At 71.9% G+C, this 21681-nt stretch carries 20 protein-coding genes and 1 pseudogene; 16 read left to right on the top strand and 5 right to left on the bottom strand.

Features of this window, described 5'->3' with window-relative positions:
* The 10 genes and pseudogenes from ACTJKO_RS05680 to ACTJKO_RS05635 form a co-directional block, all read left to right on the top strand.
* Positions 1 to 1140 (top strand): annotated as a pseudogene (locus tag ACTJKO_RS05680) (hypothetical protein); the annotation flags it as partial.
* A gap of 25 nt (positions 1141 to 1165) precedes the next feature.
* A complete protein-coding gene (locus ACTJKO_RS05675; protein WP_440686555.1) occupies positions 1166 to 2143 on the top strand; it encodes an HAD-IIA family hydrolase in 978 nt (325 codons plus the stop codon).
* A gap of 10 nt (positions 2144 to 2153) precedes the next feature.
* Positions 2154 to 2369 carry a hypothetical protein gene (locus ACTJKO_RS05670; RefSeq protein ID WP_440686553.1) on the top strand — a complete coding sequence of 72 codons (216 nt, stop codon included), beginning with the start codon at positions 2154 to 2156 and terminating at the stop codon, positions 2367 to 2369.
* A complete protein-coding gene (locus ACTJKO_RS05665) occupies positions 2362 to 3195 on the top strand; it encodes a TlyA family RNA methyltransferase (protein WP_440686551.1) in 834 nt (277 codons plus the stop codon). The genes ACTJKO_RS05670 and ACTJKO_RS05665 overlap by 8 nt, the downstream gene beginning before the upstream one ends.
* On the top strand, positions 3192 to 4118 hold the full coding sequence (locus ACTJKO_RS05660; protein WP_440686549.1) for an NAD kinase: 927 nt from the start codon (positions 3192 to 3194) through the stop codon (positions 4116 to 4118). The genes ACTJKO_RS05665 and ACTJKO_RS05660 overlap by 4 nt, the downstream gene beginning before the upstream one ends.
* Positions 4115 to 5809: a DNA repair protein RecN gene (recN, locus tag ACTJKO_RS05655; RefSeq protein WP_440686547.1), complete on the top strand. Its 1695-nt coding sequence runs from the start codon at positions 4115 to 4117 to the stop codon at positions 5807 to 5809. Before ACTJKO_RS05660 ends, recN begins: the two co-directional genes overlap by 4 nt.
* 74 nt (positions 5810 to 5883) lie before the next feature.
* On the top strand, positions 5884 to 7599 hold the full coding sequence (locus tag ACTJKO_RS05650; protein WP_440686545.1) for a CTP synthase: 1716 nt from the start codon (positions 5884 to 5886) through the stop codon (positions 7597 to 7599).
* 66 nt (positions 7600 to 7665) lie between these two features.
* Positions 7666 to 8253: an NUDIX domain-containing protein gene (locus ACTJKO_RS05645; RefSeq protein WP_440686543.1), complete on the top strand. Its 588-nt coding sequence runs from the start codon at positions 7666 to 7668 to the stop codon at positions 8251 to 8253.
* Positions 8250 to 8831 carry a DUF1349 domain-containing protein gene (locus tag ACTJKO_RS05640; protein WP_440686541.1) on the top strand — a complete coding sequence of 194 codons (582 nt, stop codon included), beginning with the start codon at positions 8250 to 8252 and terminating at the stop codon, positions 8829 to 8831. Before ACTJKO_RS05645 ends, ACTJKO_RS05640 begins: the two co-directional genes overlap by 4 nt.
* Positions 8832 to 8896: 65 nt before the next feature.
* Positions 8897 to 9889, top strand: a complete 993-nt coding sequence (locus ACTJKO_RS05635) for a site-specific tyrosine recombinase XerD (RefSeq protein WP_440686581.1) — start codon at positions 8897 to 8899, stop codon at positions 9887 to 9889.
* Between the two features lie 9 nt (positions 9890 to 9898).
* Here ACTJKO_RS05635 and ACTJKO_RS05630 read toward each other — a convergent pair whose 3' ends face one another.
* Positions 9899 to 10348, bottom strand: a complete 450-nt coding sequence (locus tag ACTJKO_RS05630) for a DUF2510 domain-containing protein (RefSeq protein ID WP_440686539.1) — start codon at positions 10346 to 10348, stop codon at positions 9899 to 9901.
* A 108-nt stretch (positions 10349 to 10456) separates the two neighbouring features.
* A complete protein-coding gene (locus tag ACTJKO_RS05625) occupies positions 10457 to 11488 on the bottom strand; it encodes an LLM class flavin-dependent oxidoreductase (RefSeq protein ID WP_440686536.1) in 1032 nt (343 codons plus the stop codon).
* A 53-nt stretch (positions 11489 to 11541) separates the two neighbouring features.
* Between ACTJKO_RS05625 and ACTJKO_RS05620 the strand changes: the two genes are divergently transcribed.
* Positions 11542 to 11874 carry a TraR/DksA family transcriptional regulator gene (locus ACTJKO_RS05620; RefSeq protein WP_440686535.1) on the top strand — a complete coding sequence of 111 codons (333 nt, stop codon included), beginning with the start codon at positions 11542 to 11544 and terminating at the stop codon, positions 11872 to 11874.
* 130 nt (positions 11875 to 12004) lie between these two features.
* Entirely contained in the window at positions 12005 to 12448 is a 444-nt protein-coding gene (locus ACTJKO_RS05615; protein WP_440686533.1) for a TIGR02611 family protein, read from the top strand.
* A gap of 34 nt (positions 12449 to 12482) precedes the next feature.
* Here the strand turns inward: ACTJKO_RS05615 and ACTJKO_RS05610 are convergent, their stop codons facing one another.
* Entirely contained in the window at positions 12483 to 13739 is a 1257-nt protein-coding gene (locus ACTJKO_RS05610) for an MFS transporter (RefSeq protein ID WP_440686531.1), read from the bottom strand.
* Between the two features lie 118 nt (positions 13740 to 13857).
* On the opposite strand from ACTJKO_RS05610, the gene ACTJKO_RS05605 reads away from it, so the two are divergent.
* Positions 13858 to 14223: an ArsR/SmtB family transcription factor gene (locus tag ACTJKO_RS05605; RefSeq protein ID WP_440686529.1), complete on the top strand. Its 366-nt coding sequence runs from the start codon at positions 13858 to 13860 to the stop codon at positions 14221 to 14223.
* Complete coding sequence (locus ACTJKO_RS05600) at positions 14220 to 15833, top strand: DUF7059 domain-containing protein (protein ID WP_440686527.1); 1614 nt, start codon at positions 14220 to 14222, stop codon at positions 15831 to 15833. Before ACTJKO_RS05605 ends, ACTJKO_RS05600 begins: the two co-directional genes overlap by 4 nt.
* Positions 15834 to 15849: 16 nt before the next feature.
* On the opposite strand, the gene ACTJKO_RS05595 is transcribed toward ACTJKO_RS05600, so the two are convergent.
* Together ACTJKO_RS05595 and ACTJKO_RS05590 are read right to left on the bottom strand one after the other, a co-directional pair.
* Positions 15850 to 16713, bottom strand: coding sequence for an NAD-dependent epimerase/dehydratase family protein (locus tag ACTJKO_RS05595; RefSeq protein ID WP_440686579.1), 864 nt, complete (start codon positions 16711 to 16713; stop codon positions 15850 to 15852).
* Between the two features lie 137 nt (positions 16714 to 16850).
* The gene (locus ACTJKO_RS05590) at positions 16851 to 17441 is read right to left on the bottom strand and encodes a TetR/AcrR family transcriptional regulator (RefSeq protein ID WP_440686525.1); all 591 of its coding nucleotides are present in this window, start codon (positions 17439 to 17441) and stop codon (positions 16851 to 16853) included.
* A 132-nt stretch (positions 17442 to 17573) separates the two neighbouring features.
* Between ACTJKO_RS05590 and ACTJKO_RS05585 the strand changes: the two genes are divergently transcribed.
* Together ACTJKO_RS05585 and ACTJKO_RS05580 are read left to right on the top strand one after the other, a co-directional pair.
* A complete protein-coding gene (locus ACTJKO_RS05585) occupies positions 17574 to 18842 on the top strand; it encodes an MFS transporter (protein WP_440686523.1) in 1269 nt (422 codons plus the stop codon).
* Between the two features lie 36 nt (positions 18843 to 18878).
* Positions 18879 to 21362 carry a glycoside hydrolase family 3 C-terminal domain-containing protein gene (locus ACTJKO_RS05580; protein WP_440686521.1) on the top strand — a complete coding sequence of 828 codons (2484 nt, stop codon included), beginning with the start codon at positions 18879 to 18881 and terminating at the stop codon, positions 21360 to 21362.
* Positions 21363 to 21681 lie beyond the last annotated feature (319 nt).

Genomic DNA, 21681 nt, shown 5'->3' with positions numbered 1-21681 from the left:
CGTCCGTTCCGCTCCGACGACCGGCCGCGTCGTGACGGTGATCGTCCGTTCCGCTCCGACGACCGGCCGCGTCGCGACGGTGACCGTCCGTTCCGCTCGGACCGCCCCACGCGCGACGGGGATCGTCCGTTCCGCGGTGGCTCCGACCGCGAGCGCGGTAGCCGTGACGGTCGCCAGCGCTTCGGCGACGGGAGCCGTCACGCCGGCGCCCGCTTCGGGGAAGCATCCCGGGACGACTGGGAGGACCGCGACCCCTACGGCACCAAGTCCGTCCGCCCTCGCCACGACGACCCGGAGATCCCCGAGGACATCCAGGCCCGCGACCTCGACAAACTTGCTCGCGCTGAGCTGAAGACGCTGAGCAAGGACAACGCCGACTGGGTGGCCCGTCACCTCGTCGCGGCGGCCATGCTCGTCGACGACGACCCGGAAGCGGCGAACCAGCACGCGCTGAGCGCTGCACGTCGTGCCGGTCGCGTCGGTGTGGTGCGGGAGACCGCTGCGATCACGGCGTACCGTCTGGGCGACTTCGCGACGGCGCTCCGGGAGCTGCGCACCTACCGGCGGATCTCCGGCCGCAACGACCAGCTGCCGATGATGGTCGACTGCGAGCGTGGCCTCGGGCGGCCCGAGCGTGCACTGGAGCTCGGTCGTTCCGTGGACCGCGCCGCGCTGGACACGGCGGTGCAGGTCGAACTCGCCATCGCGATGTCGGGCGCCCGCCTCGACCTCGGCAACCCCACAGCCGCCCTCGGTGAGCTGGAGATTCCACAGCTCGACCCGTCCACCGCCTACAGCTGGTCCCCGGCGCTCTACAGTGCTTACGCGGCCACGCTCGAGGAGCTCGGCCGTCAGGACGAGGCCGACGAGTGGTGGGCCCGTGTCGATCGTGCGACCGAAGCCCTGGCCGAGGCCGCCGACGAGAACGCTTGGGAGACAGTTGATGTGGTCGAGGAAACGCTCGAAGTCGAAGGACCCGGAGACGACGGGTTCGACGGAGCCGTCGACGACGAGCCCGACGCCGAGCTCACCGACGAGCCCCTCGGGGACGAGCCGGACGACGACGAACCCGCCGGCGACGAGCCCGGCGAGATCGACGACGACAACCCCACCGACGTCGACGGATCCGCTGCCGACTGATTCCCCGAAGCCCCCGACGGACGGCGTGGACGTCGTCCTCACGGACCTCGACGGGGTCGTGTACCGCGGGCGGAACGCCATCCCGCACGCGGTCGAAGCGCTGACGAACGCGTCTCGGACGGCGCGGGTCGGGTACATCACGAACAACGCGTCGCGCCGTCCCGCCGACGTCGCGGAGCACCTCGCCGGCTACGGGCTCCAGGTGTCCGAGGACGACGTCGTGACCTCGTCGCAGGCAGGCGTCCGTCTGCTGGAGACGCTCGTGCCCGCGGGCTCGACCGTGCTCGTGACGGGCGGTCTGGGCCTCACCAGCATCGTCGAGGCGGCGGGCTTCACCGTGACGTCGAGTGCGGACGACTCGCCCGCCGCGGTGATCCAGGGCTTCTCGCCGGACCTCGGTTGGACCCACCTCGCCGAGGCGTCGTTCGCGCTCGCCGACCCGGACGTGCCGTGGGTGGCGACCAACATGGACTGGTCGATCCCCGTCGAGCGCGGCATCGCGCCGGGCAACGGGACGCTGGTGTCGGCGGTGCACCAGGCGGTCGGCCGGATGCCGGTCGTCGCGGGGAAGCCCGAGCGCCCGATCTTCGACGCCGCGCTCGCCCGCTTCGGCGGCGAGCACCCGCTCTTCATCGGCGACCGGCTCGACACCGACATCAAGGGTGCGAACGACGCCGGCATCCCGAGCGTGCTCGTGCTCACCGGCATCGACAAGGCCAAGCAGGTGCTGGCGGCGGACCAGCGCTCGCGGCCGACGTACATCCTCGGCGACCTGCGGGGTCTGGCGGAGCCGTACCCGGTGACCCGCCGGCGTGAGGACCCGGACGGCACGCGCTACGCCACCGTCGGGGACGTCACCGTCGCGATGCGCGGTCACGTCGTGCGGGTGCTGGACGACGGCGACCCGCTCGACCTGCTGCGTGCGGGCACCACGCTCATCTGGGAGTCCGGGCTGGCCATCTACGGTCTCGACGTGGACCCGAAGCTGTACGGCGGCGAGTAGCGTGACCGACGTGCCGAACGACGAGCAGGACCGCGCGGACGACGAGCGCGAATCCGCCACGGACGACCCCGGGACGCACGACGTACCCGAGCGCGCGGCCACGGACTTCGCGAGCCGGACCGACGCCGTCGAAGCCCTCCCGCTGGCCGACCGCGCGGACGCCTTCGCCGCGCTGCACAACGAGCTGCGCACCCGTCTCGAGAGTGGTGGCACCACGAGTGCCTGACGGTCACGGATCCGGACCGGACACCACGCCGGTCCGGCTCGATGCGCTCCTGGCTGCCCGAGGCCTCGCGAAGTCCCGCACTGCTGCGGCCAAGCTGATCCAGGCCGGACGCGTGACCGTGGCCGGCTCACCGGTCGTGAAGCCCTCGGCCGCGTTCCCCTCGTCGGTGCCGCTCCACGTGGACAACGCCGACGACTGGGTGTCCCGTGCGGCGCTGAAGCTCGTCGGTGCGCTCGACACGTTCGGCATCGACCCGAGCGGTCGAGTGGTGCTCGATGTCGGTGCGAGCACGGGCGGCTTCACCCAGGTGCTCCTGAGCCGCGGCGCGCGCCGGGTCGTGGCGCTCGACGTCGGGCACGGACAACTCGATCCCCGCATCGCCCTGGACTCCCGGGTCGCCGTGGTCGAGGGGGTCAACGCGCGGAACCTCACCGCGGACGCGTACGCGGCGCTCGACCCCGCGGCTCCGGAGACGACGCTGGTCGTCGGGGACCTGTCCTTCATCTCCCTCCGACTCGTCCTGCCCGCGCTGGCGGAGTCCGTTCCGTCCGACGACTTCGTGCTCCTCGTGAAGCCGCAGTTCGAGGTCGGCCGCGGTGGTGTGCGCGAGGGCATCGTGCGTGACCCGGCGTTGCGGGGCGACGCCCTCATGAACGTGCTGTGGGCGGCCTGGGACGTCGGCCTCGGGACCTCCGGGCTCGCGGCTTCGCCGATCGTCGGCACGCACGGCAACCACGAGTACCTGGCGCGCTTCCAGCGGGATGTCGGGGGCAATCCGACAGAATGGATCGACCGGGCGACAGAACTGACGGAAGGGGCGGCATGAGCGACGACCGGCACATCCTCCTGGTGTCCCACACGGGCCGCCGGGACTCGATCGACGCCGCAGTCGAGGTGTGCGACCTCCTGCACGCCGCCGGCCTCGTCCCCGTGATGCCGTTCGACGAGTACGCCGACATCCGTCGCGCCGAAGCATCGGTCGGCCAGGTGGACATCCTCGGCGTGGACGTCCAGTCCGACCAGCTCGAGATCGTCATCGTGCTCGGTGGCGACGGCACGATCCTGCGGGCAGCCGAGCTCGTCCGCGGGACGGCCGCTCCGATCGTCGGGGTGAACCTCGGACACGTCGGGTTCCTCGCCGAGAGCGAGCGCGACGGGCTCCGCTCCACGGTCGAACGAGCGCTCTCGGGCGATTACCACGTCGAGGAACGCGTGACCCTGCAGGTCGACGTCGTGGTCGGGCACCAGGTCGTGTACACCTCGTGGGCGCTGAACGAGGCCACCATCGAGAAGGCCGCGCGCGAACGCATGCTCGAGGTCGTGACCGAGGTCGACGGTCGTCCGCTCTCCTCCTTCGGGTGCGACGGAGTCGTCGTGTCCACCCCGACCGGCTCCACCGCCTACTCGTTCTCCGGGGGCGGCCCGATCGTCTGGCCGGACGTCGATGCGCTCCTCATGGTGCCGCTGAGCGCGCACGCCCTGTTCGCCCGGCCGATCGTCGTCGGTCCGGACTGCACGCTCGCGATCGAGGTCCTGCGTCGGACGAGCGGTGTGGGCGTGCTGTGGTGCGACGGTCGCCGGACGCACGACCTCCCGCCCGGAGCCCGCGTCGAGGTGCGCCGTTCGCCGGACCCCGTCCGGGTCGCGCGGCTCAAGGACGCCCCGTTCGCCGACCGGTTGGTCGCCAAGTTCCAGTTGCCGGTCGCGGGGTGGCGCGGGCCGCAGTCCGACGACGAGGACAGCCTGTGATCGAGGAGATCCGGATCTCCGACCTCGGGGTCATCGGCGAGACCACGCTCGAGCTGGGCCGTGGGTTCACGGTCGTGACCGGTGAGACCGGTGCGGGCAAGACGATGATCGTCACCGCGCTGGGCCTCCTGCTCGGTGCGCGCGCCGACGCGGGGTCGGTCCGTCGCGGTGCGACGAACGCCGTCGTCGAGGGGCGTTGGCACGTCCCGGAGCACGATGCGGTCGCCGAGCGGGTCGAGGACGCGGGCGGCGCGATCGAGGACGGCGAACTCATCCTCACCCGCACGGTCTCGGCCGAGGGGCGGAGCCGCGCGACGGTCGGCGGTCGCAGTGCACCCGTGGCGGTGCTCGGCGAGCTCGCGGACCAGCTGGTCACGGTGCACGGTCAGTCGGACCAGATCCGGCTCACCTCGGCGACCGCGCAGCGGGCAGCGCTCGACGGTTTCGGCGGTCCTGCGCTCGAGAAGGCACTCGCCGCCTACGTCGCCGCGTACGACACGTGGCAGCAGCACGCCGGGGGGCTCGAGACCCTCACGCGGGACCGTGACGACCGCGTGGCCGAGGCCGAGCGCATCCGTGCGGCGTCCGACGAGATCGAGTCCGCCGACCCGCAGCCGGGGGAGGACGTCGAACTCGCCGAACGTGCGGAGCGGCTCGGGAACCTCGAAGACCTGCGCCTGTCGGCAGGCCTGGCGCACGAAGCGCTCTCGAGCGAGTCGCTCGACGGCGCGAACGACGTGGTCGGCCTGGTCGAGTCGGCCCGTCGGGCGATCGAGCGTGTCGCGGGTTCGGACGTGGCCCTGCAGCCCGTGCTCGAACAGCTGACGGAACTCGGCATCCAGGCGAGCGAGGCGTCGGCGAGCCTGTCGAGCTACCTCGGCTCCCTCGAACCCGACGCCGGCCACGACCTCGAACTGATCAACGAGCGTCGGGCGCTCCTCGCCGGGCTCACCCGCAAGTACGGCGACACGATCGACGACGTCATCGCGTACGGGCAGCGCGCGAGTGACCGGCTCCTCGAACTCGACGGCGACGACGACCGGATCGCCGGGTTGCAGCAGGCGGTGGAGCAGGACGAGCAGGCCCTCGCGAGGGCGGCCGCGGCACTCACCGCGGCGCGGACGAAGGCGGCGAAGGACCTCGCGAAGCGGGTCACCGCGGAGTTGAAGTCCCTCGCGATGGCCGGGGCGACCCTGGTGGTCGAGGTGACCGACGCCGGCGACTACCGCCGCCACGGCCGCGACCAGGTGTCGATCCTCCTCCAGCCCCACCCGGGGACCGACCCGCGTCCGATCGGCAAGGGGGCGTCGGGCGGCGAGCTGTCGCGCGTCATGCTCGCGATCGAGGTCGTCATGGCGGGCAGCACCACCGTCCCCACGTTCGTGTTCGACGAGGTCGACGCCGGTGTCGGCGGCGCGGCGGCGATCGAGATCGGGCGACGGTTGGCGAAGCTCGCGGAACGCACGCAGGTCATCGTCGTCACGCACCTCGCGCAGGTCGCGGCGTTCGCGAACAACCACCTCAACGTCGTGAAGGACGCCAGCGGCGCGGTGACGTCGTCGAGCGTCCGTCGGCTCGAGGGCGACGAGCGCCTGCAGGAGATGGCGCGCCTGCTGTCGGGGCTCGGCGACAGCGCGAGCGGTATCGAGCACGCGCGCGAACTGCTCGACGTCGCCGGCCAGAACGTCTGACCCCGCGCGCGCCGCAACGCCCACGGCGAACCGAGGTCGCGCCTCCCGTCGGTTCTGACGTAGGATGGAAGCCCGTGGCGGACACTTACAGCGGCGGTACCCAAGCAAGCACCTCGACCCCGAAGGTGACGAAGCAGATCTTCGTGACCGGCGGGGTCGTCTCGTCTCTCGGCAAGGGCCTGACGGCGGCGAGCCTCGGCAACCTCCTCACGGCGCGCGGCCTCAAGGTCGTCATGCAGAAGCTCGACCCGTACCTCAACGTGGACCCGGGCACCATGAACCCGTTCCAGCACGGCGAGGTCTTCGTGACCGACGACGGCGCCGAGACGGACCTCGACATCGGGCACTACGAGCGGTTCCTCGACATCAACCTGTCCCAGGCGGCGAACGTGACGACCGGCCAGGTGTACTCGACGGTGATCGCGAAGGAGCGTCGCGGCGAGTACCTCGGCGACACCGTCCAGGTCATCCCGCACATCACCGACGAGATCAAGCGGCGGATGCGCGAGCAGGCGGAGAACGACCCGCAGCCCGACGTCATCATCACCGAGGTCGGCGGCACGGTCGGCGACATCGAGTCCCAGCCGTTCATCGAGTCGGCACGTCAGGTCCGGCACGAGCTCGGCCGCAACAACGTCTTCTTCGTGCACGTCTCGCTCGTGCCGTTCATGAACGCCTCGGGTGAGCAGAAGACCAAGCCGACGCAGCACTCCGTCGCGCAGCTGCGCTCGATCGGCATCCAGCCGGACGCGCTCGTCCTGCGCAGTGACCGGCCGGTGTCCGACTCGAACAAGAAGAAGATCGCGCTGATGTGCGACGTCGACGAGAACGCCGTGGTCAACGCGGTCGACGTCCCGTCGATCTACGACATCCCGACGATGCTGCACGACCAGGGGCTCGACCAGGTCATCATCGACGCGCTCCGGCTCGAGGCCGACGGCGTGGACTGGTCCCGCTGGGACGGCGTGCTCCGCGCGGTGCACGAGCCGAAGAAGGAGGTCACGATCGCCCTCGTCGGCAAGTACATCGACCTGCCGGACGCGTACCTGTCGGTGACCGAGGCGCTCCGTGCCGGTGGATTCGCCCACAACGCCAAGGTGAAGCTGAAGTGGGTCGTGTCCGACGACTGCACCACGCCGGAGGGCGCCGCGAAGCAGCTCGGCGACGTCGACGGCATCTGCATCCCGGGTGGGTTCGGCGTGCGCGGCATCGAGGGCAAGCTCGGTGCGTTGCGCTTCGCCCGTGAGCAGGGGATCCCCACGCTCGGTCTGTGCCTCGGTCTGCAGTGCATGGTGATCGAGTACGCCCGCCACGAAGCCGGTCTGACCGACGCGTCGAGCACCGAGTTCGACCCGGAGACCTCGACGCCGGTCATCGCGACCATGGCGGAGCAGGTCGACATCATCGCGGGCGGCGACCTCGGCGGCACCATGCGGCTCGGCCTCTACCCGGCGCACTTCACGGACGGCTCGCTCGCGGCCGAGCTGTACGGGGCATCCGAGGCGTCGGAGCGGCACCGTCACCGCTACGAGGTGAACAACACCTACCGTCAGCAGATCGCGGACGCCGGCCTGGTGTTCTCGGGCACCTCGCCCGACGGCACGCTCGTCGAGTACGTGGAGCTGCCGCGCGACGTGCACCCGTTCTACATCGCCACGCAGGCGCACCCGGAGCTCCGTTCGCGTCCGACGAAGGCCCACCCGCTGTTCGCGGGGCTCGTCGACGCCGCGATCGTGCGGCACGAGGCGTCGAGCCTCTTCGACCCGGAGAACGAGGAGCAGGTCGCGTAACGCGACCCGTCCCGGACTGGAGGCNCGCCTCCAGTCCGTCCGGGGGCCGCGTGCTTGGATGGTGCGGTGACTGACGCACCCATCGCCGACGAATCCGCCTCGTTCGAGATCACCGACTCCACGGTCGTGTACGAGGGAGCGGTGTGGGACATCCGTCGCGACACCATCGCCTACCACGACGACTCGATGGTCCGCGAGTACGTCGACCACACCGGCGCCGTCGCGGTCTACGCCGAGGACGACGAGGGGCGTGTGCTCGTCATCCAGCAGTACCGGCACCCGGTGCGGCTGCGCGACTGGGAGCTGCCGGCGGGGCTGCTCGACCACGAGGGGGAGGACCACCTCACGGCCGCGCAGCGTGAACTCGGTGAGGAGGCCGACCTCGAGGCCGACACGTGGGAACCGCTCGTCCGGTACAACACCTCGTCGGGCGGCAGCGATGAGTTCATCCAGATCTACCGAGCCCGCGGCGTCCGGTCGACCGGGTCGGCGTTCGAGCGCGAGGCCGAGGAGGCGGACATCGTGACGCGGTGGGTGCCGCGTGCCGAGCTGGTGGCGGCGGTCCTCGACGGGCGGCTGCACAACTCGGCACTGATCGTGGCGACGCTCGCGGTCGAGGCCATCGAGCGGGGCGCGGCAGGCGGCCGGGCGTGAGCCTCGCCGGGCTGCTCGAGGCAGGCCGGTGGACGCACGAGCCGGAGCGGGCCGTCCTCGAGGGCGACCGCCTGCTCGTGACCGCTGTCGAGGGCAGCGACGCCTGGCGGACCACCTCGTACGGCTTCGTCCACGACTCGGAGCACGCGCTCGTGCAGCAGCTGGACGGCTCCGCGGCGGTGGAGGTGTCCTTCGTGCTGGACTACGCCGAGCAGTTCGACCAGGCAGGCGTGTTCCTCCGCGTCGACGAGCGGACGTGGATCAAGGCGGGGGTCGAGCACTCCGACGGTCTGCCGCAGGTCGGCGCGGTCGTCACGGCCGGGGCGTCCGACTGGTCGGTCGCGCCGGTACCGGACTGGACCGGACGTACGGTCACGGTCCGGGCGAGCCGGGACGGTGACGCGGTGACCATCCGGGCGTGGGCCGAGGGCGAGGAGCCCCGGCTGGTCCGGGTCGCTCCGCTCCTGCCGGACGCTTCGGTGTCGGCGGGACTGTTCTGCGCTGCGCCGACGCGGAGCGGGCTCACCGTCACGTTCACCGGGCACCGGGTCGGTCCCGCCGACGACCGGCTGCACTGACCCGGGTTCCGAGCCGCCGGCGCCGGTCGGGAGCGGGCCGCTCCGCCGGTTAGCCTTCTCAGGTGATGCCCCTCGACCGTGCCACCGAGTCGTACCTGCGGCACATCGCGATCGAGCGTGGGTTGTCGCAGCACACGCTCGCGGCGTACCGGCGTGACCTGGCGACGTTCGCGGACTGGTTGGCGTCGGCGCCGACGGTCGACTCGGACGGTGCCGACCGGGCCGGCGGTGCCCGGGTGCTCGAGGACGTCGGCCAGATCGCTCGGGCCGACCTCGCGGGCTTCGTGACGCACCTGGCGACCCGTCCCGAGGGGCCGCTGGCGCCCAGGTCGGTGGCGCGGATGCTCAGCTCGGTCCGGTCCTTCACCGCGTTCGCCGCGGGTGAGGGGTGGTTGCAGCTCGACCCCGGTGCCTCCGTCCGGCCGCCGAGGGCGCCGATGCGGCTGCCCAAGGCGATCTCCGTGCACGACATGGAGCGGCTGCTCGGCGCCGTGTCCGACGACGCCGACGACCCCGTGCAGTTGCGGGACAAGGCGTTGCTCGAGCTGCTCTACGCCACGGGAGCGCGGATCTCCGAGGCCGTGGGGCTGTCGGTCGACGACGTGACGACCCTGTCGGACGACTCGGCTCCGGACGCCGGCGGCCTCTCCGTCGTCAAGGTCACCGGCAAGGGGAACAAGCAGCGCATCGTGCCGCTCGGCAGCTACGCGCGTGCTGCCATCGACGCCTACCTCGTGCGGGCACGACCGGTCTTCGCGGCGCGGGGCCCGTCCACACCGGCGCTCTTCCTGGGGGCGCGTGGGGCTCGGCTGTCGCGTCAGAGCGCGTGGCTGGTGATCCAGGCGGCTGCGTCCCGGGCGGACCTGGCGGAACACGTGTCACCGCACACGTTCCGGCACTCGTTCGCGACGCACCTGCTCGAGGGCGGTGCGGACGTCCGGGTCGTGCAGGAACTGCTCGGGCACGCGAGCGTGGCGACGACCCAGATCTACACGATGGTGACGGCGGACATGCTCCGCGACGTCTACCAGACCTCGCACCCCCGCGCCCGGCGCTGACGGGGGCGATCAGAACAGGTGGAACTGCGCCGACGCCGCCACCGCTGCCGTCGCCACCCCGACCACGATCGCGCTCGCCGAAGCACTGCGGGCGAGGACCCGCCAGCCGCCCGTCGCCCCGGGCCGCACGACGCCGATGAGCCCGGCGACGATCGCCGCCACGCTGATCGCGCCCCACGGGTCGAGCACCACGGACGCCGCCGCCAGCAGCACCGCCAGGATCGAGAAGGCGCTGAACCGGTGCACGCCGGACCCGCCCGACGCCCAGGACGCCGTCCGGACGGTGGCGGCGGGTCGGACCGAGAACGACGGACCCGCGGGTGCGACGACGATCGGGGCGGCGGGCTCGGCGCGGCTCGGGAGGACGCGGGTCGCCGCTCCCCAGGCGCGCCCGTCCCACCAGCGCAGGCGGCTGGCGTCCTGCGGGTCCGGGAACCAGCCGGCGGCCGGCAGCGTCACGGGGTGCTCCTCGAGGTGCGGGGGATGGTGCTCCTCGACGCTACGCAGGCGGCGCACACGGCCACAGTCCCAGCCCGGGTGTCGGCAGGAAGGGGGACCCGCTCCGGGTCAGGCGGGGACCGGGGCCGCGTCGACCTCGGCGAACACGTCCTTCACTGCGGCGAGCAGCCGGGCGTTGAAGTCGACCCCGAGCTGGTTCGGCACGGTGACGAGCACGGTGTCCGCGGCCCGCACGGCGCGGTCGGCGGCGAACTCCGTGACGAGTTCCTCGGGCGACCCGATGTACGAGCGGCCGAAGCGTGCCAGCCCGCCGTCGAGGTGGCCGACCTGGTCCTGGCCCTCGACCTGGGCGCGGACGCCGAAGTAGTGCCGCGACTCGTCGTCGATGATCGGGATGATGCTGCGGGAGACCGAGACCCGCGGGGTCCGCTCCCACCCCATGTCGGCCCAGGTGGTCCGGAACCGGGAGATCTGCTCGGCCTGCAGCTGGTCGAAGGGCACGCCGGTGTCCTCGGTCAGCAGCGTCGACGACATGAGGTTCATGCCCTGCTCCGCGGTCCACTCGGCGGTGGCACGGGTGCCCGCGCCCCACCAGATCCGGTCGCCGAGCCCGTCGGAGAGCGGGAAGACCGGCAGCGAACCCGCGACGCCGGTCATCCGCGGGTCCGCGTCGGCCATCGGTTCGCCGGCGATCGCACGCCGGAAGACCGCGGTGTGGGCCCGCGCCATGTCGCCACCGTTCTCGTCGGTGGGATCGGGCACGTACCCGAACTGTCGGTACCCGGCGAGTGCGGTCTCGGGTGATCCCCGGGAGACGCCGAGCTGCAGTCGGCCGCCGGAGATGAGGTCCGCCGCCCCGGCCTCCTCGGCCATGTAGAGCGGGTTCTCGTACCGCATGTCGATGACGCCGGTGCCGATCTCGATGCGACTCGTGCGGGCCGCGATCGCCGACAACAGCGGGAAGGGTGCGGCCTGCTGCGGTGCGAAGTGGTGCACGCGGAAGTAGGCGCCGTCGACGCCGGCCTCCTCGGCCGCGACCGCGAGGTCGATCGCCTGTACGAGCGCCTCCCGGCCGCTGCGCACCTTCGACCCCGGCACGTCGCGCCAGTGTCCGAACGACAGGAACCCGATCTTCGTCATGTCGATGCGAACGCATCCGACCGCCTCGTCATTCCGCGACTACGGTGTCCGGCATGGACGACCCCCGCACGGCGCTGCTCGCGGAACGAGCGCGCAACGAACGGCTCCTCGCGGACGTCGAGCGGAGCATGCGGGACGTCAGTGATGCCCGCCAGGACGCCAACTCGGACGACGAGCACGACCCGGAGGGCGCCACGCTCGCCTGGGAACGCGGCTCGCTCGGGGCGGTACGGGACGACGCGCGGCAGCGGCTCCGGCAGGTGGACGCCGCGCTCGCGCGGATCGACGCCGGCACGTACGGGCGGTGCACCGTCGGCGGGGAGCCCATCCCGGAGGCGCGCCTCGCCGCCGTCCCGTGGGCCGCGACGTGCGTCGTGCACGCGTGACGCGCCTCCTGGGCCCGGCCGTTTGACGGACGGGAGGCGCGGGTTGGCGCCGCCACGCGCCTCCCGGGATGCACGGGGTGCCCACCGCCCGCGCCGCGGATTCCCAGCCGCGCGCCCTACATTTCCGCACATGGAAGGCGACCCGAGCGAGCGGACCGACGCTGTCGAGCGTGCTGAGGAGCCGCACCGGCGGTTCCGGTGGTTCCGCGACCTCCGCGCCTGGATCCACGCCCGCCCGCACGTGCACCTCTTCTACAAGGTCCTCGTCGGGATCGTGGGTGGCCTCGTCGTCGTGATCGGGCTCATCCTGGTGCCGCTGCCCGGGCCGGGATGGCTGGTGGTGTTCATCGGGCTGACGATCCTCGCGAGCGAGTTCCACTTCTTCCACCGGATCATCACGTGGCTCCGTGCGCAGCTCCACCGGTTCTGGGACTGGGCGAAGGCGCACGGCCCGCAGTGGCTGCGGAACGCTGCCGATCGCGGCAAGGCGGACGTCGACGCCGCGCACGCCGATGCGCACCGGAGCGTCGGCGTGCGGGCCCGGGGGCCGAAGCGGGCGCGTCCGGGGCACTGACCCTCGACGGCGGCTCGCCGCTCGGCCGCCAGCGTCACTCCGCCGGTGCGATCCGGACCGAGCCGGTGGCCGTCGCCTCGACGACCTCGGCGGCGGACTCCTCGACGGACGCGGCGTCCTTCGACACGAGCTGCAGGACGAGGGCGACGGCCGCAGCGAGCACGATGAAGGCGCCGTACCCGGCGATCACCGGCACGAGGCCGACCGACGGCTCGAGCAGACCGCCCACGACCGCGGGGACGCCGAACGCCAGGTAGCTCACGACGTAGATCGTCGACAGGAGTCCCGCGCGGTGCGTCGGGGCGGCGGTCGCGAGCAGCATCCGCAACGGCGCCTGGAACCCGGCCCCGAAACCCACGCCGGCGATCGCACTGCCGATGACGAGGCCGGGCAGGGAGTGCGCCATCACGAAGGCCACGGTGACGATCGGCCCGAGCACGAGCGCGACGAGCCCGATCAGGACCGCGCGGCGGGTGTCCATCCGCTGGATCGCGAGACCGGTCAGTGCGCCGACGCCGGTGACCACCGCGATGAGCGCGCCGGCGGCGAAGTGGTTCGTGATGCCGAACACCGCGCCGAGGGCCGAGGGGACGAGCGACAGGAACATGCCGCCGAGTGCCCAGCTCGCGACGAGGGAGCCGGCGACGCTGCGGAACAGGCGGCGCGAGGACCGGGGGACGCTGATGCGGGGGCGCAGGGAGCGGAGGGCGCCCGGACGCGGCGTGACCTGCTCGGGGACGACCACCAGCGCGATCACCATGAGCACCAGCAGCACGCCGAAGAGCACGTAGACGAGCTGCTCGGGTGCCGGCCCCCACTGCACGAGGGCACCGCTCGACATCGCGCCGGTGGCGAGGGCGATCGGCGGGATCACGCCGTTCAGCACCCCGGCGAGACTCGGGTGACGCTCGAGCGAGTTGTCGATGAGGGCCGCTCCGAGCGCGCCGATGAGGAGCCCGACCGAGACCCCCTGGACGATCCGGTCGACGATCAGCGCGCCGACGCCGTCCGCGACGGCGAAGAGGCCGAGCGACAGGGCGACGCCGAGACCGCCGACGACGAGCACCGGCTTGCGGCCGACGTGGTCGGACAGGCGCCCGGCGACGAGCAGGCTCGCGAGGAGTCCGGCGACGTAGATCGCGAACACGCCCGTGAGCATGAGCGGAGTGAGGTGCCACTCGGCCGCGTACACGGGGTAGATCGGGGACGGGACCGCCGACGAGGCGACGGACACGAGGAGCATCGCCGCGAGGATCCAGAACCCCACGACCGACCGAGCTGACTGCGCCATGAGCGCCCCTTTCCTTCGACGACCACCCCTGTACGAGCGAAGTCGTACAGCATTCGTACCGTACCGCGCTGTACGACGCAAGTCGTACTGCGAGGTGAACAGTGGTAGCGTCCCGTCCATGCCCGCGCCCGTGGATGCTCCCGAACACCTGCCGCAGCCGTCCGTGGCGGAGATGGACCTCCCCGCCGTCATGGACGCCCTGAGCGACCCCATCCGGCTCGCGATCCTGCACCGCTACCTCGTGGACGCAGCCGGCGGCATCCGGAGCTGCGGGTGGGTTGGCATCGACCGGCCGAAGTCGACGCTGACGCACCACTTCCGCGTGCTGCGCGAGGCCGGGCTGCTCGAACAGCACCAGGAGGGGCTCACCCGCTCCAGCCGGGTCCGCTTCGACGACGTGCAGCAGCGGTTCCCCGGCCTGCTCGACCTCGTGTCTGCGTGGGAGGTCCCCGCAGAGCTCATGCGCGAGGACGTCCTGGCGTGATCCGCGAGCACGTCCTGCCCACCGTGGTGACGGACCCCGTCGTCACCGATGCCCTGCGGCAGGACCTCACCGACGCCGGGTTCAGCGTCGAGGGCGTCGACGCGCTCTGGGGCGCGGACGCCGCCGCGGCACTGCACCGGGGCAACCGCGTCGCGGCCGTCCGGGCGGCACGGGCCCGCGTGACCCCGGACCTGCGGTCGCGGTCCACGATCGCGGAGCTGTTCGTCCTCGGGTTCCGCGTGCCCCGCGGCCGGGCGGACGAGGCGTTCCCCACCGTCGGCGTCGACGCGCTCGTGGACAGCGGGCTCGTGCGGCTCGAGAGCATGTCTGAGAACGCCTCCGAGGATGGCTCCGAGGGTGCGGACGCCGAGCAGTGGGTCGTGCCGGGGGTCGACCTGCGTCCCTACGCGTTCGTCGACGACCTCGGTGCCGGGAGCTGGTGGATCGTCTCGGACCTCGGGGAACTCGCGCTCGGTGCCGCCCTCGGCGAGGAGCACGTCCTCGGCATCGGTGGTGCCACCACGACGTTGTCCGGCCTGCAGGTGCCGGTGCCCGTCCGCCGGGTGCTCGACCTCGGCACGGGCTGCGGCGTGCAGGCGATGCACGCGCGGCGCTTCGCGGACGAGGTGGTGGCGACCGACATCTCGCAGCGCGCCCTCGACATCGCCCGGTTCAACGCGCAGCTCAACGGCATCGACGGGATCGAGTTCCGGCTCGGCTCGCTCTTCGAACCGGTCGCGGGGGAGCGCTTCGACCGGATCGTCTCGAACCCGCCGTTCGTCATCACCCCGCGGCGGGAGGGTGTCCCGTCGTACGAGTACCGCGACGGGGGGATGGTCGGTGACGCCCTCGTCGAGACCGTCCTGCGCGGACTCGGCGACCACCTCGAACCCGGCGGCACGGCGCAGCTCCTCGGCAACTGGGAGTACCGCTGGGGGTCGGACGGGCTGGACCGTGTGCGCTCCTGGTCCGATCCGGACGGCCCCGGGGCCCTCGACACGTGGGTGGTCGAGCGTGAGCGGCAGGACCCGGCCGCCTACGCCGAGACCTGGATCCGCGACGGCGGCACGAAGCCGGGCACGGACGGGTACGACGACCTCGTCGGCGCCTGGCTCGACGACTTCGACTCGCGCCGCGTCACCAGTGTCGGGTTCGGGTACGTCGTGGTCCGGAAGCCGCTCTCGCCGGGCGCGGTGACCCTCCGGCGCTTCGAGCGCGTCCCCGAGGTGCTCGGCTCCAACCCCGCGGGCCTCGGCGCCACGGTCGCCCGGGTCCTCGACGCGGCCACGTGGCTCGGCGCACACGACGACGACGCCCTCGCCGCCGCGCACCTCCGCGTCGCCGGGGACGTCACCGAGGAACGCTTCTACTGGCCGGGCAACGACGACCCGACCGTCATCACGCTCGTGCAGGGCGGCGGGTTCGGCCGACGGGTGGACGCGGACACGGCGCTCGCCGCGTTCGTGGGCGCGTGCGACGGGGAACTGTCGACGGCCGCCATCATCGGCGCCATCGCGCAGATCACGGGCGTCGACGACGGGGCGCTCACGGCGGACCTGCTGCCGCGCGCCCGTGACCTCGTGCTCGACGGGCTCCTGCTGCCGGCCTGACCCGGCGCCGGCGTCGTCAGGACCGGTGGTCGCGCCAGCTGTGCTCGGGGGCGTAGCCGAGGAGCTCGCGTGCCTTGTCGGAGGACAGCAGCGAGCTCACCCCGTCGATGTCGGCGCGGCGCTCGATCTGCGGCACGAAGCGTTCGACGAGCTCGATGGTGGGGGTGTCCATCACCGTGTCCGGGCTGGCGATGACGAACGCCTCGAACCCGGTGAGCTCGGCCTCGACGGCCTTCCGCACCGCCTGCGCCCCGTCGCGGGAGTCGATGTAGGACCACAGGTTGAACGTCTTCGCCTCGGGGGTGGCGTCCCAGGGGAACGCCGGGTAGTCGGTCTCGTCCATGACGTTCGAGAACCGCAACCCGATCATCTTCAGCTCGGGGTCCCAGCGCGTGAAGTGCCGGGCCATCTCCTCCTCGACCGCCTTGCCGAGGGAGTACGACGACTGCGGACGGACCGCGAACTCCTCGTCGACGGGCAGGTACGGCGGCTGGTGCTCACCCATCGGGATGCCGAGCAGCGTCTCGCTCGATGCCCAGACCACGTTCTTGATCCGCGCGGCACGTGCGGCGTGGAACACGTTGATCGACGCCGTCACGTTGTTCGTGATGAGCGCGACGTCGGGCACCTGACCGGGCGCCGGGATCGCGCCGAGGTGCACCACGGCATCGATGTGGTCGTAGCGGTCGTCGACGCCCGTGAACGCGCCGAGCACCTGCCCGTAGTCGCCGAGGTCGGTGCGGACGAACTGCACCCGCTCGGGCTTGTCGGGGGACGGGACACGGTCGAGCAGGACCACGTCGTACCCGTGCTCGTCGAGGTCGCGCACGACCGCTCGTCCGAGCTTGCCGCTGCCACCGGTCACCACTACACGCGTCATCGCGTCACTCCACATCGTCGTCGGGGTCGCTGCCCTGGCGGGCACCGTCCATCCTGCCGTGTGGTCGCCGGACGGGACCAGGCACTGACGGTACCTGTCCGCCGGGCGCTCGCCGCGCCTCCCGTGTGGGCGTGCGGTCAGGCCGGCCGGACGGCTTCGGCGATCGCGAGCCGCGCGACGAGCTCGACGTGCTCGGCCATGGTGCGCGTCGGGTCGTACAACCACTGGATCTGCATGCCGTCCGACACGGCGAGCAGCACGCTCGCGAGCTGTTCGGGGTCGACGTCGCTCCGGAGTCTTCCGTCAGCCTGCATCTCGCGGAAGTCCGCGGACACGTCGCGCCGGCTGCGTTCGTAGCGTTCGCGGAAGTACTCGTGGGCCGGGTGCTCCGGGTCGGTCGCCGCGGCCGCCGACAGGTTCACGAACATCTGCACGAGCCCCGGCACCTCGGTGTTGTGCCGCACGATGGCCGCCAGGAGCGCCGCCGGGTCCGACGTCTGCCAGTCGTGGGCGAGGTCGAGCTCGTCGCGGCGGCGGAGGACCTCGACCCAGAGTTCGTCCTTGGAGTCGAAGTAGTGCAGGAGCCCGGCCTGGGTGAGTCCGACCGCGTCGGCGATGTCCTTGATGCTCGTCCTGCGGAAGCCCTGTGCCGCGACGAGCTCGAGGGCCGTCGTGAGGATCTCCTCACGCTTCGCGATGCCCTTCGCGTACGAACCCCGTCGTGCCATGGCAGGACTGTACCGCCCGGGCCTCCGTGCAGAAAACCTAGCAAGAGTTGGTTTTAGTGGTACGGTGGCACGAGCCGCCGACGGAGGCGTGCGAGTCGCCGACGACGGCGGCGTACCCGAGAAGAGGCTGCAGTGGCCAACGACGCCCTGACCGTCACCGACACCCCGACCGCCGTCGCCCCCACGAGCGGTCGAGGCGCACCGCTCATGTACACGCTCGGCATGCCGATCGCGATGCTCGGCCTGTACATCGCCCTCCTGCCCCCGGTGCTCGTCGCCATGGCGCTCAAGGTCGCCGAGATCGCACCCGACGACCAGGCCGGTGTGCTCGGCCTCGCGCTCGGGATCGGCGCGTTCGCGGCGATGGTCGCCAACCCCCTCGCGGGACGGTTCAGCGACCGGACGGCCGGGAGGCTCGGCATGCGTCGTCCGTGGATCATCGGTGGCACCGTGGTCGGGTTCGCGGCCCTCGTGGTCGTCGCGACGACGTCCTCCACGGTCGTGCTCGTGGTCGGCTGGGGCGTCGCGCAGATCGCCTACAACGCCACGATCGCGGCGCTGACGGCCGTCATGCCGGACCACGTCACCCGGTCGCAGCGCGGGCGGGTCGCGGCGCTGCTCGGCCTCGCGCAGAACCTCGCCCTCGTCGGTGGCACGTTCCTCGTGCAGCTGTTCTCCACGTCGGCGACGCAGATGATCGTCCCGGGGGCCATCGGGTCCGCGGTCGTCGTCCTCTACGCCCTCGTCTTCCGTGACCGCGTGCTCGCGAACCGCCCGACCTCGAAGCTCGGCATCGGGCAGCTGTTCGGCTCGTTCGTGTTCAACCCCGTCAAGCACCCCGACCTCGGCTGGGCCTGGCTGACGCGCTTCATGATGGTCGCCGCGCAGTACACCGCCGTGTCGTACCTGACGTACTTCCTGCGGGACGACATCGGGATCGACGACTCCCACCTCGCCAACGCGGTGTTCCAGGGCACGCTGTGGAACGTCGTCGGGATCGTCCTCACCTCGCTCGTCGCCGGCTGGCTCTCCGACCGGCTCGGTCGACGGAAGCTCTTCGTCGCGGTCGCCGGGGTCGTCGGTGTCGTCGGCCTGGTGGTCATCGCCCTCGCCCCGTCGCTCGGCGCCGTGCTCGTCGGCGAGTTCGTGATGGGCGCCGGCATGGGCGTGTTCTACGCCGTCGACCTCGCGCTCATCACCGACGTGCTGCCGTCCGACGAGGACAACGCCAAGGACCTCGGCGTCGTCAACATCGCCCAGGCGCTGCCGCAGTCGATCGTGCCGGCCGCCGCACCCGGCGTGATCGGGCTCACCGGCGGCTACAGCGGCTTCTTCATCACCGGCGCCGTCGTCGGGCTGCTCGGCATCGTGTCGGTGTCCCGCATCCGCGGCGTGCGCTGACGACCCGCAACCACTCCGAACGAAAGGACGACCATCGTGAGCATCGTGGACGAACCGACCCGTGCCTCCCGTCCGCTGACCGAGCGCATCGACGCGCTCCTCGGCCGGCTGACCACCGAGGAGAAGGTCCGGCTGCTGACCGGCCGAGACTTCTGGACCACGTGGCCGATCGAGGAGATCGGGCTGCGCCGGATCGTCATGTCGGACGGCCCCTCCGGAGTCCGCGGCGAGGTGTGGGACGAGCGCGACCCCTCGCTCAACCTGCCGTCCGCCACCGCGCTGAGCGCGTCGTGGGACCGCGCGATCGCGAAGCGGTACGGCGCGGCAGCCGCCGTCGAGGCTCGCCGCAAGGGCGTCGACGTCGTGCTCGGCCCGACCATCAACCTGCACCGATCGCCGCTCGGCGGCCGGCACTTCGAGGCGTTCAGCGAGGACCCGGTGCTCACGGGCGACCTCGCGGCGTCGTACGTCGCGGGCGTGCAGGAGAACGGCGTCGCCGCGACCCCGAAGCACTACATCGCGAACGACTACGAGACCGACCGGTTCACCGCGAGCACCGAGGTGTCCGACCGTGCGCTCCGCGAGCTCTACCTGCTCGCGTTCGAGAAGGCCGTCACCGAGGCGCACGCCTGGGCGGTCATGTCGTCGTACAACGCGATCAACGGCGTCACGGCGTCCGAGAACGACCTGCTCGAGACGCCGCTCAACTCCGAGTGGGGCTTCGACGGCGTCGTCGTGTCCGACTGGACCGGCGTCCGGTCGGTGGACTCGGCGAAGGCGTCGCAGGACCTCGCCATGCCGGGGCCGAACCCGTGGTGGAGCGAGGGGCCGCTGCTGTCGGCCGTGGAGTCGGGCGAGGTGCCGATCGCGGCGATCGACCGGAAGGTGCGGCGGATCCTGACGCTCGCGGCCCGGGTCGGCGCGCTCGAGGGCGTCGAACCCGTGGCCGCGTCCCCGGTGCACGTGGAGGACGGCACCGCGTTCGTCCGCGAGGCCGAGGCGGAGGGCACCGTCCTCGTCCGCAACACCGGCGTCCTGCCGCTCGACGCTCCGACCGTCTCCCGCATCGCCGTCATCGGACACAACGCCGATCAGGCCCGGACCCAGGGCGGCGGATCCGCGACCGTCGTGCCGTCCTCGGTCGTGTCGCCGCTCGACGGCATCCGTGCCGCGTTCCCTGGCGCCACCGTCGACCACGCGATCGGCGCCGTCGTCCAGGAGGGCATCGCGGAGTTCCCGCTCGCCACGATCACGAACCCGGTGACGGGCGACCCCGGTGCGCGGGTCGCGTTCGTCCGGGACGGCGAGGAGCTGTACACCGAGGACCGCCGGGCCACGGCGCTGTTCTGGTTCGGCGGCGACGCTCCGATCCGGGAGGCCGACCGTCTCGACCTCACCACGACCTACACGGCGCCCTCGACCGGCACGGTCCGGATCGGCATCGGCGCCGCCGGCCGGTCCCGGATGTGGATCGACGGCGAGCTGCTGATCGACGAGGACGTGGCGTTCGACGGCGACCAGCTCGGTGCCGCGTTCCTCAACCCGCCGGCGCGCTCCGTACCGGTGTCGGTCGAGCAAGGCCAGCAGGTCGCGATCCGCATCGAGCACGACGTCGTGCAGGACGAGACGCTCGGTGGCGTGCTCGCGTACCAGTTCGGCACTGAGCCGTCCGACGAGGACCCCGCGGTGCTCATCGACGCCGCGGTGACGGCGGCGACCGGGGCGGACGTCGCGGTGGTCGTGGTGGGCACGAACTCCAGGGTCGAGTCCGAGGGCTACGACCGCACGTCGCTCGCGCTCCCGGGCTACCAGGACGACCTGGTCCGCGCGGTCGCCGCCGCGAACCCGAACACGGTCGTGGTCGTGAACGCGGGGTCGCCGGTGGAGATGCCGTGGCGGGACGACGTCGCGGCGGTGCTCCTGACCTGGTTCGGTGGTCAGGAGTACGGCAACGCGCTCGCCGACGTGCTCACGGGTGCGCGCGAGCCGGGCGGCCGACTCCCCACCACCTGGCCTGCGACGCTCGCGGACGTCCCCGTGGCGAACGTGACGCCCGTCGACGGCAAGGTCGCCTACGAGGAAGGGGTGCACATCGGCTACCGGGCGTGGCTCCGCGCGGGCACCGAACCGGCGTACCCATTCGGGCACGGCCTCGGGTACACGACGTGGACGATCGACGGCGTGGCTGCGTCCCCGACCGTGCGCGAGGGGGACGCGGCGATCGTCACCGCGACCGTCACGAACACGGGCGACCGTGCCGGGAAGCACGTCGTGCAGGTGTACGCCTCGCGTTCCGGGTCCGCGGTCGACCGGCCGGTCCGCTGGTTGGTCGGCTTCGCGCCGGTGCGCCTCGCCGCGGGCGGGTCGACCGAGGTGTCGATCGAGGTCCCGGCCCGGGCGTTCGCGCACTGGGTCGGAGGTCAGGACGGCGCCTGGGCGTACGAGCGGGGCGCGTTCACGCTGCACGTCGGGGCGTCCGTGAGGGACGAATCCGGCGCGGTACCCCTCGAACTGGTGTGACTTCGTCCGGTTTCCGCGTTCCTCAGATGTTCATTCAGTAGCATCGTCCTGCGCCAGACGGCTGGTTACCGTCGGCGCGCGCACCGAGAACGGGGTCGCCACGCGTGCGACACGGTCTCCTGATCCGGCCGATGGAGCCCTGGTGGCCCCGGTGCGTCAAGAATGCGTCCCCGCGTCCGCGCGGGGGCGCATTCGCTCTTCCGGGGCCCGGTGGTCGCCCGTCTTCCTGCGGATCGGGAGAAACGGGTGATCGATCGTCACTTTTGCGGTCCACTATCCGCAGGATCGTGTGACAAACCGCACGGTAGGTGGAACGATG

This window comes from Curtobacterium sp. 22159, from assembly GCF_052045775.1.
Classification (GTDB): domain Bacteria; phylum Actinomycetota; class Actinomycetes; order Actinomycetales; family Microbacteriaceae; genus Curtobacterium.
Note: the sequence above shows the minus strand (reverse complement) of the source record. Positions and strands in the feature narration are given on the sequence as shown.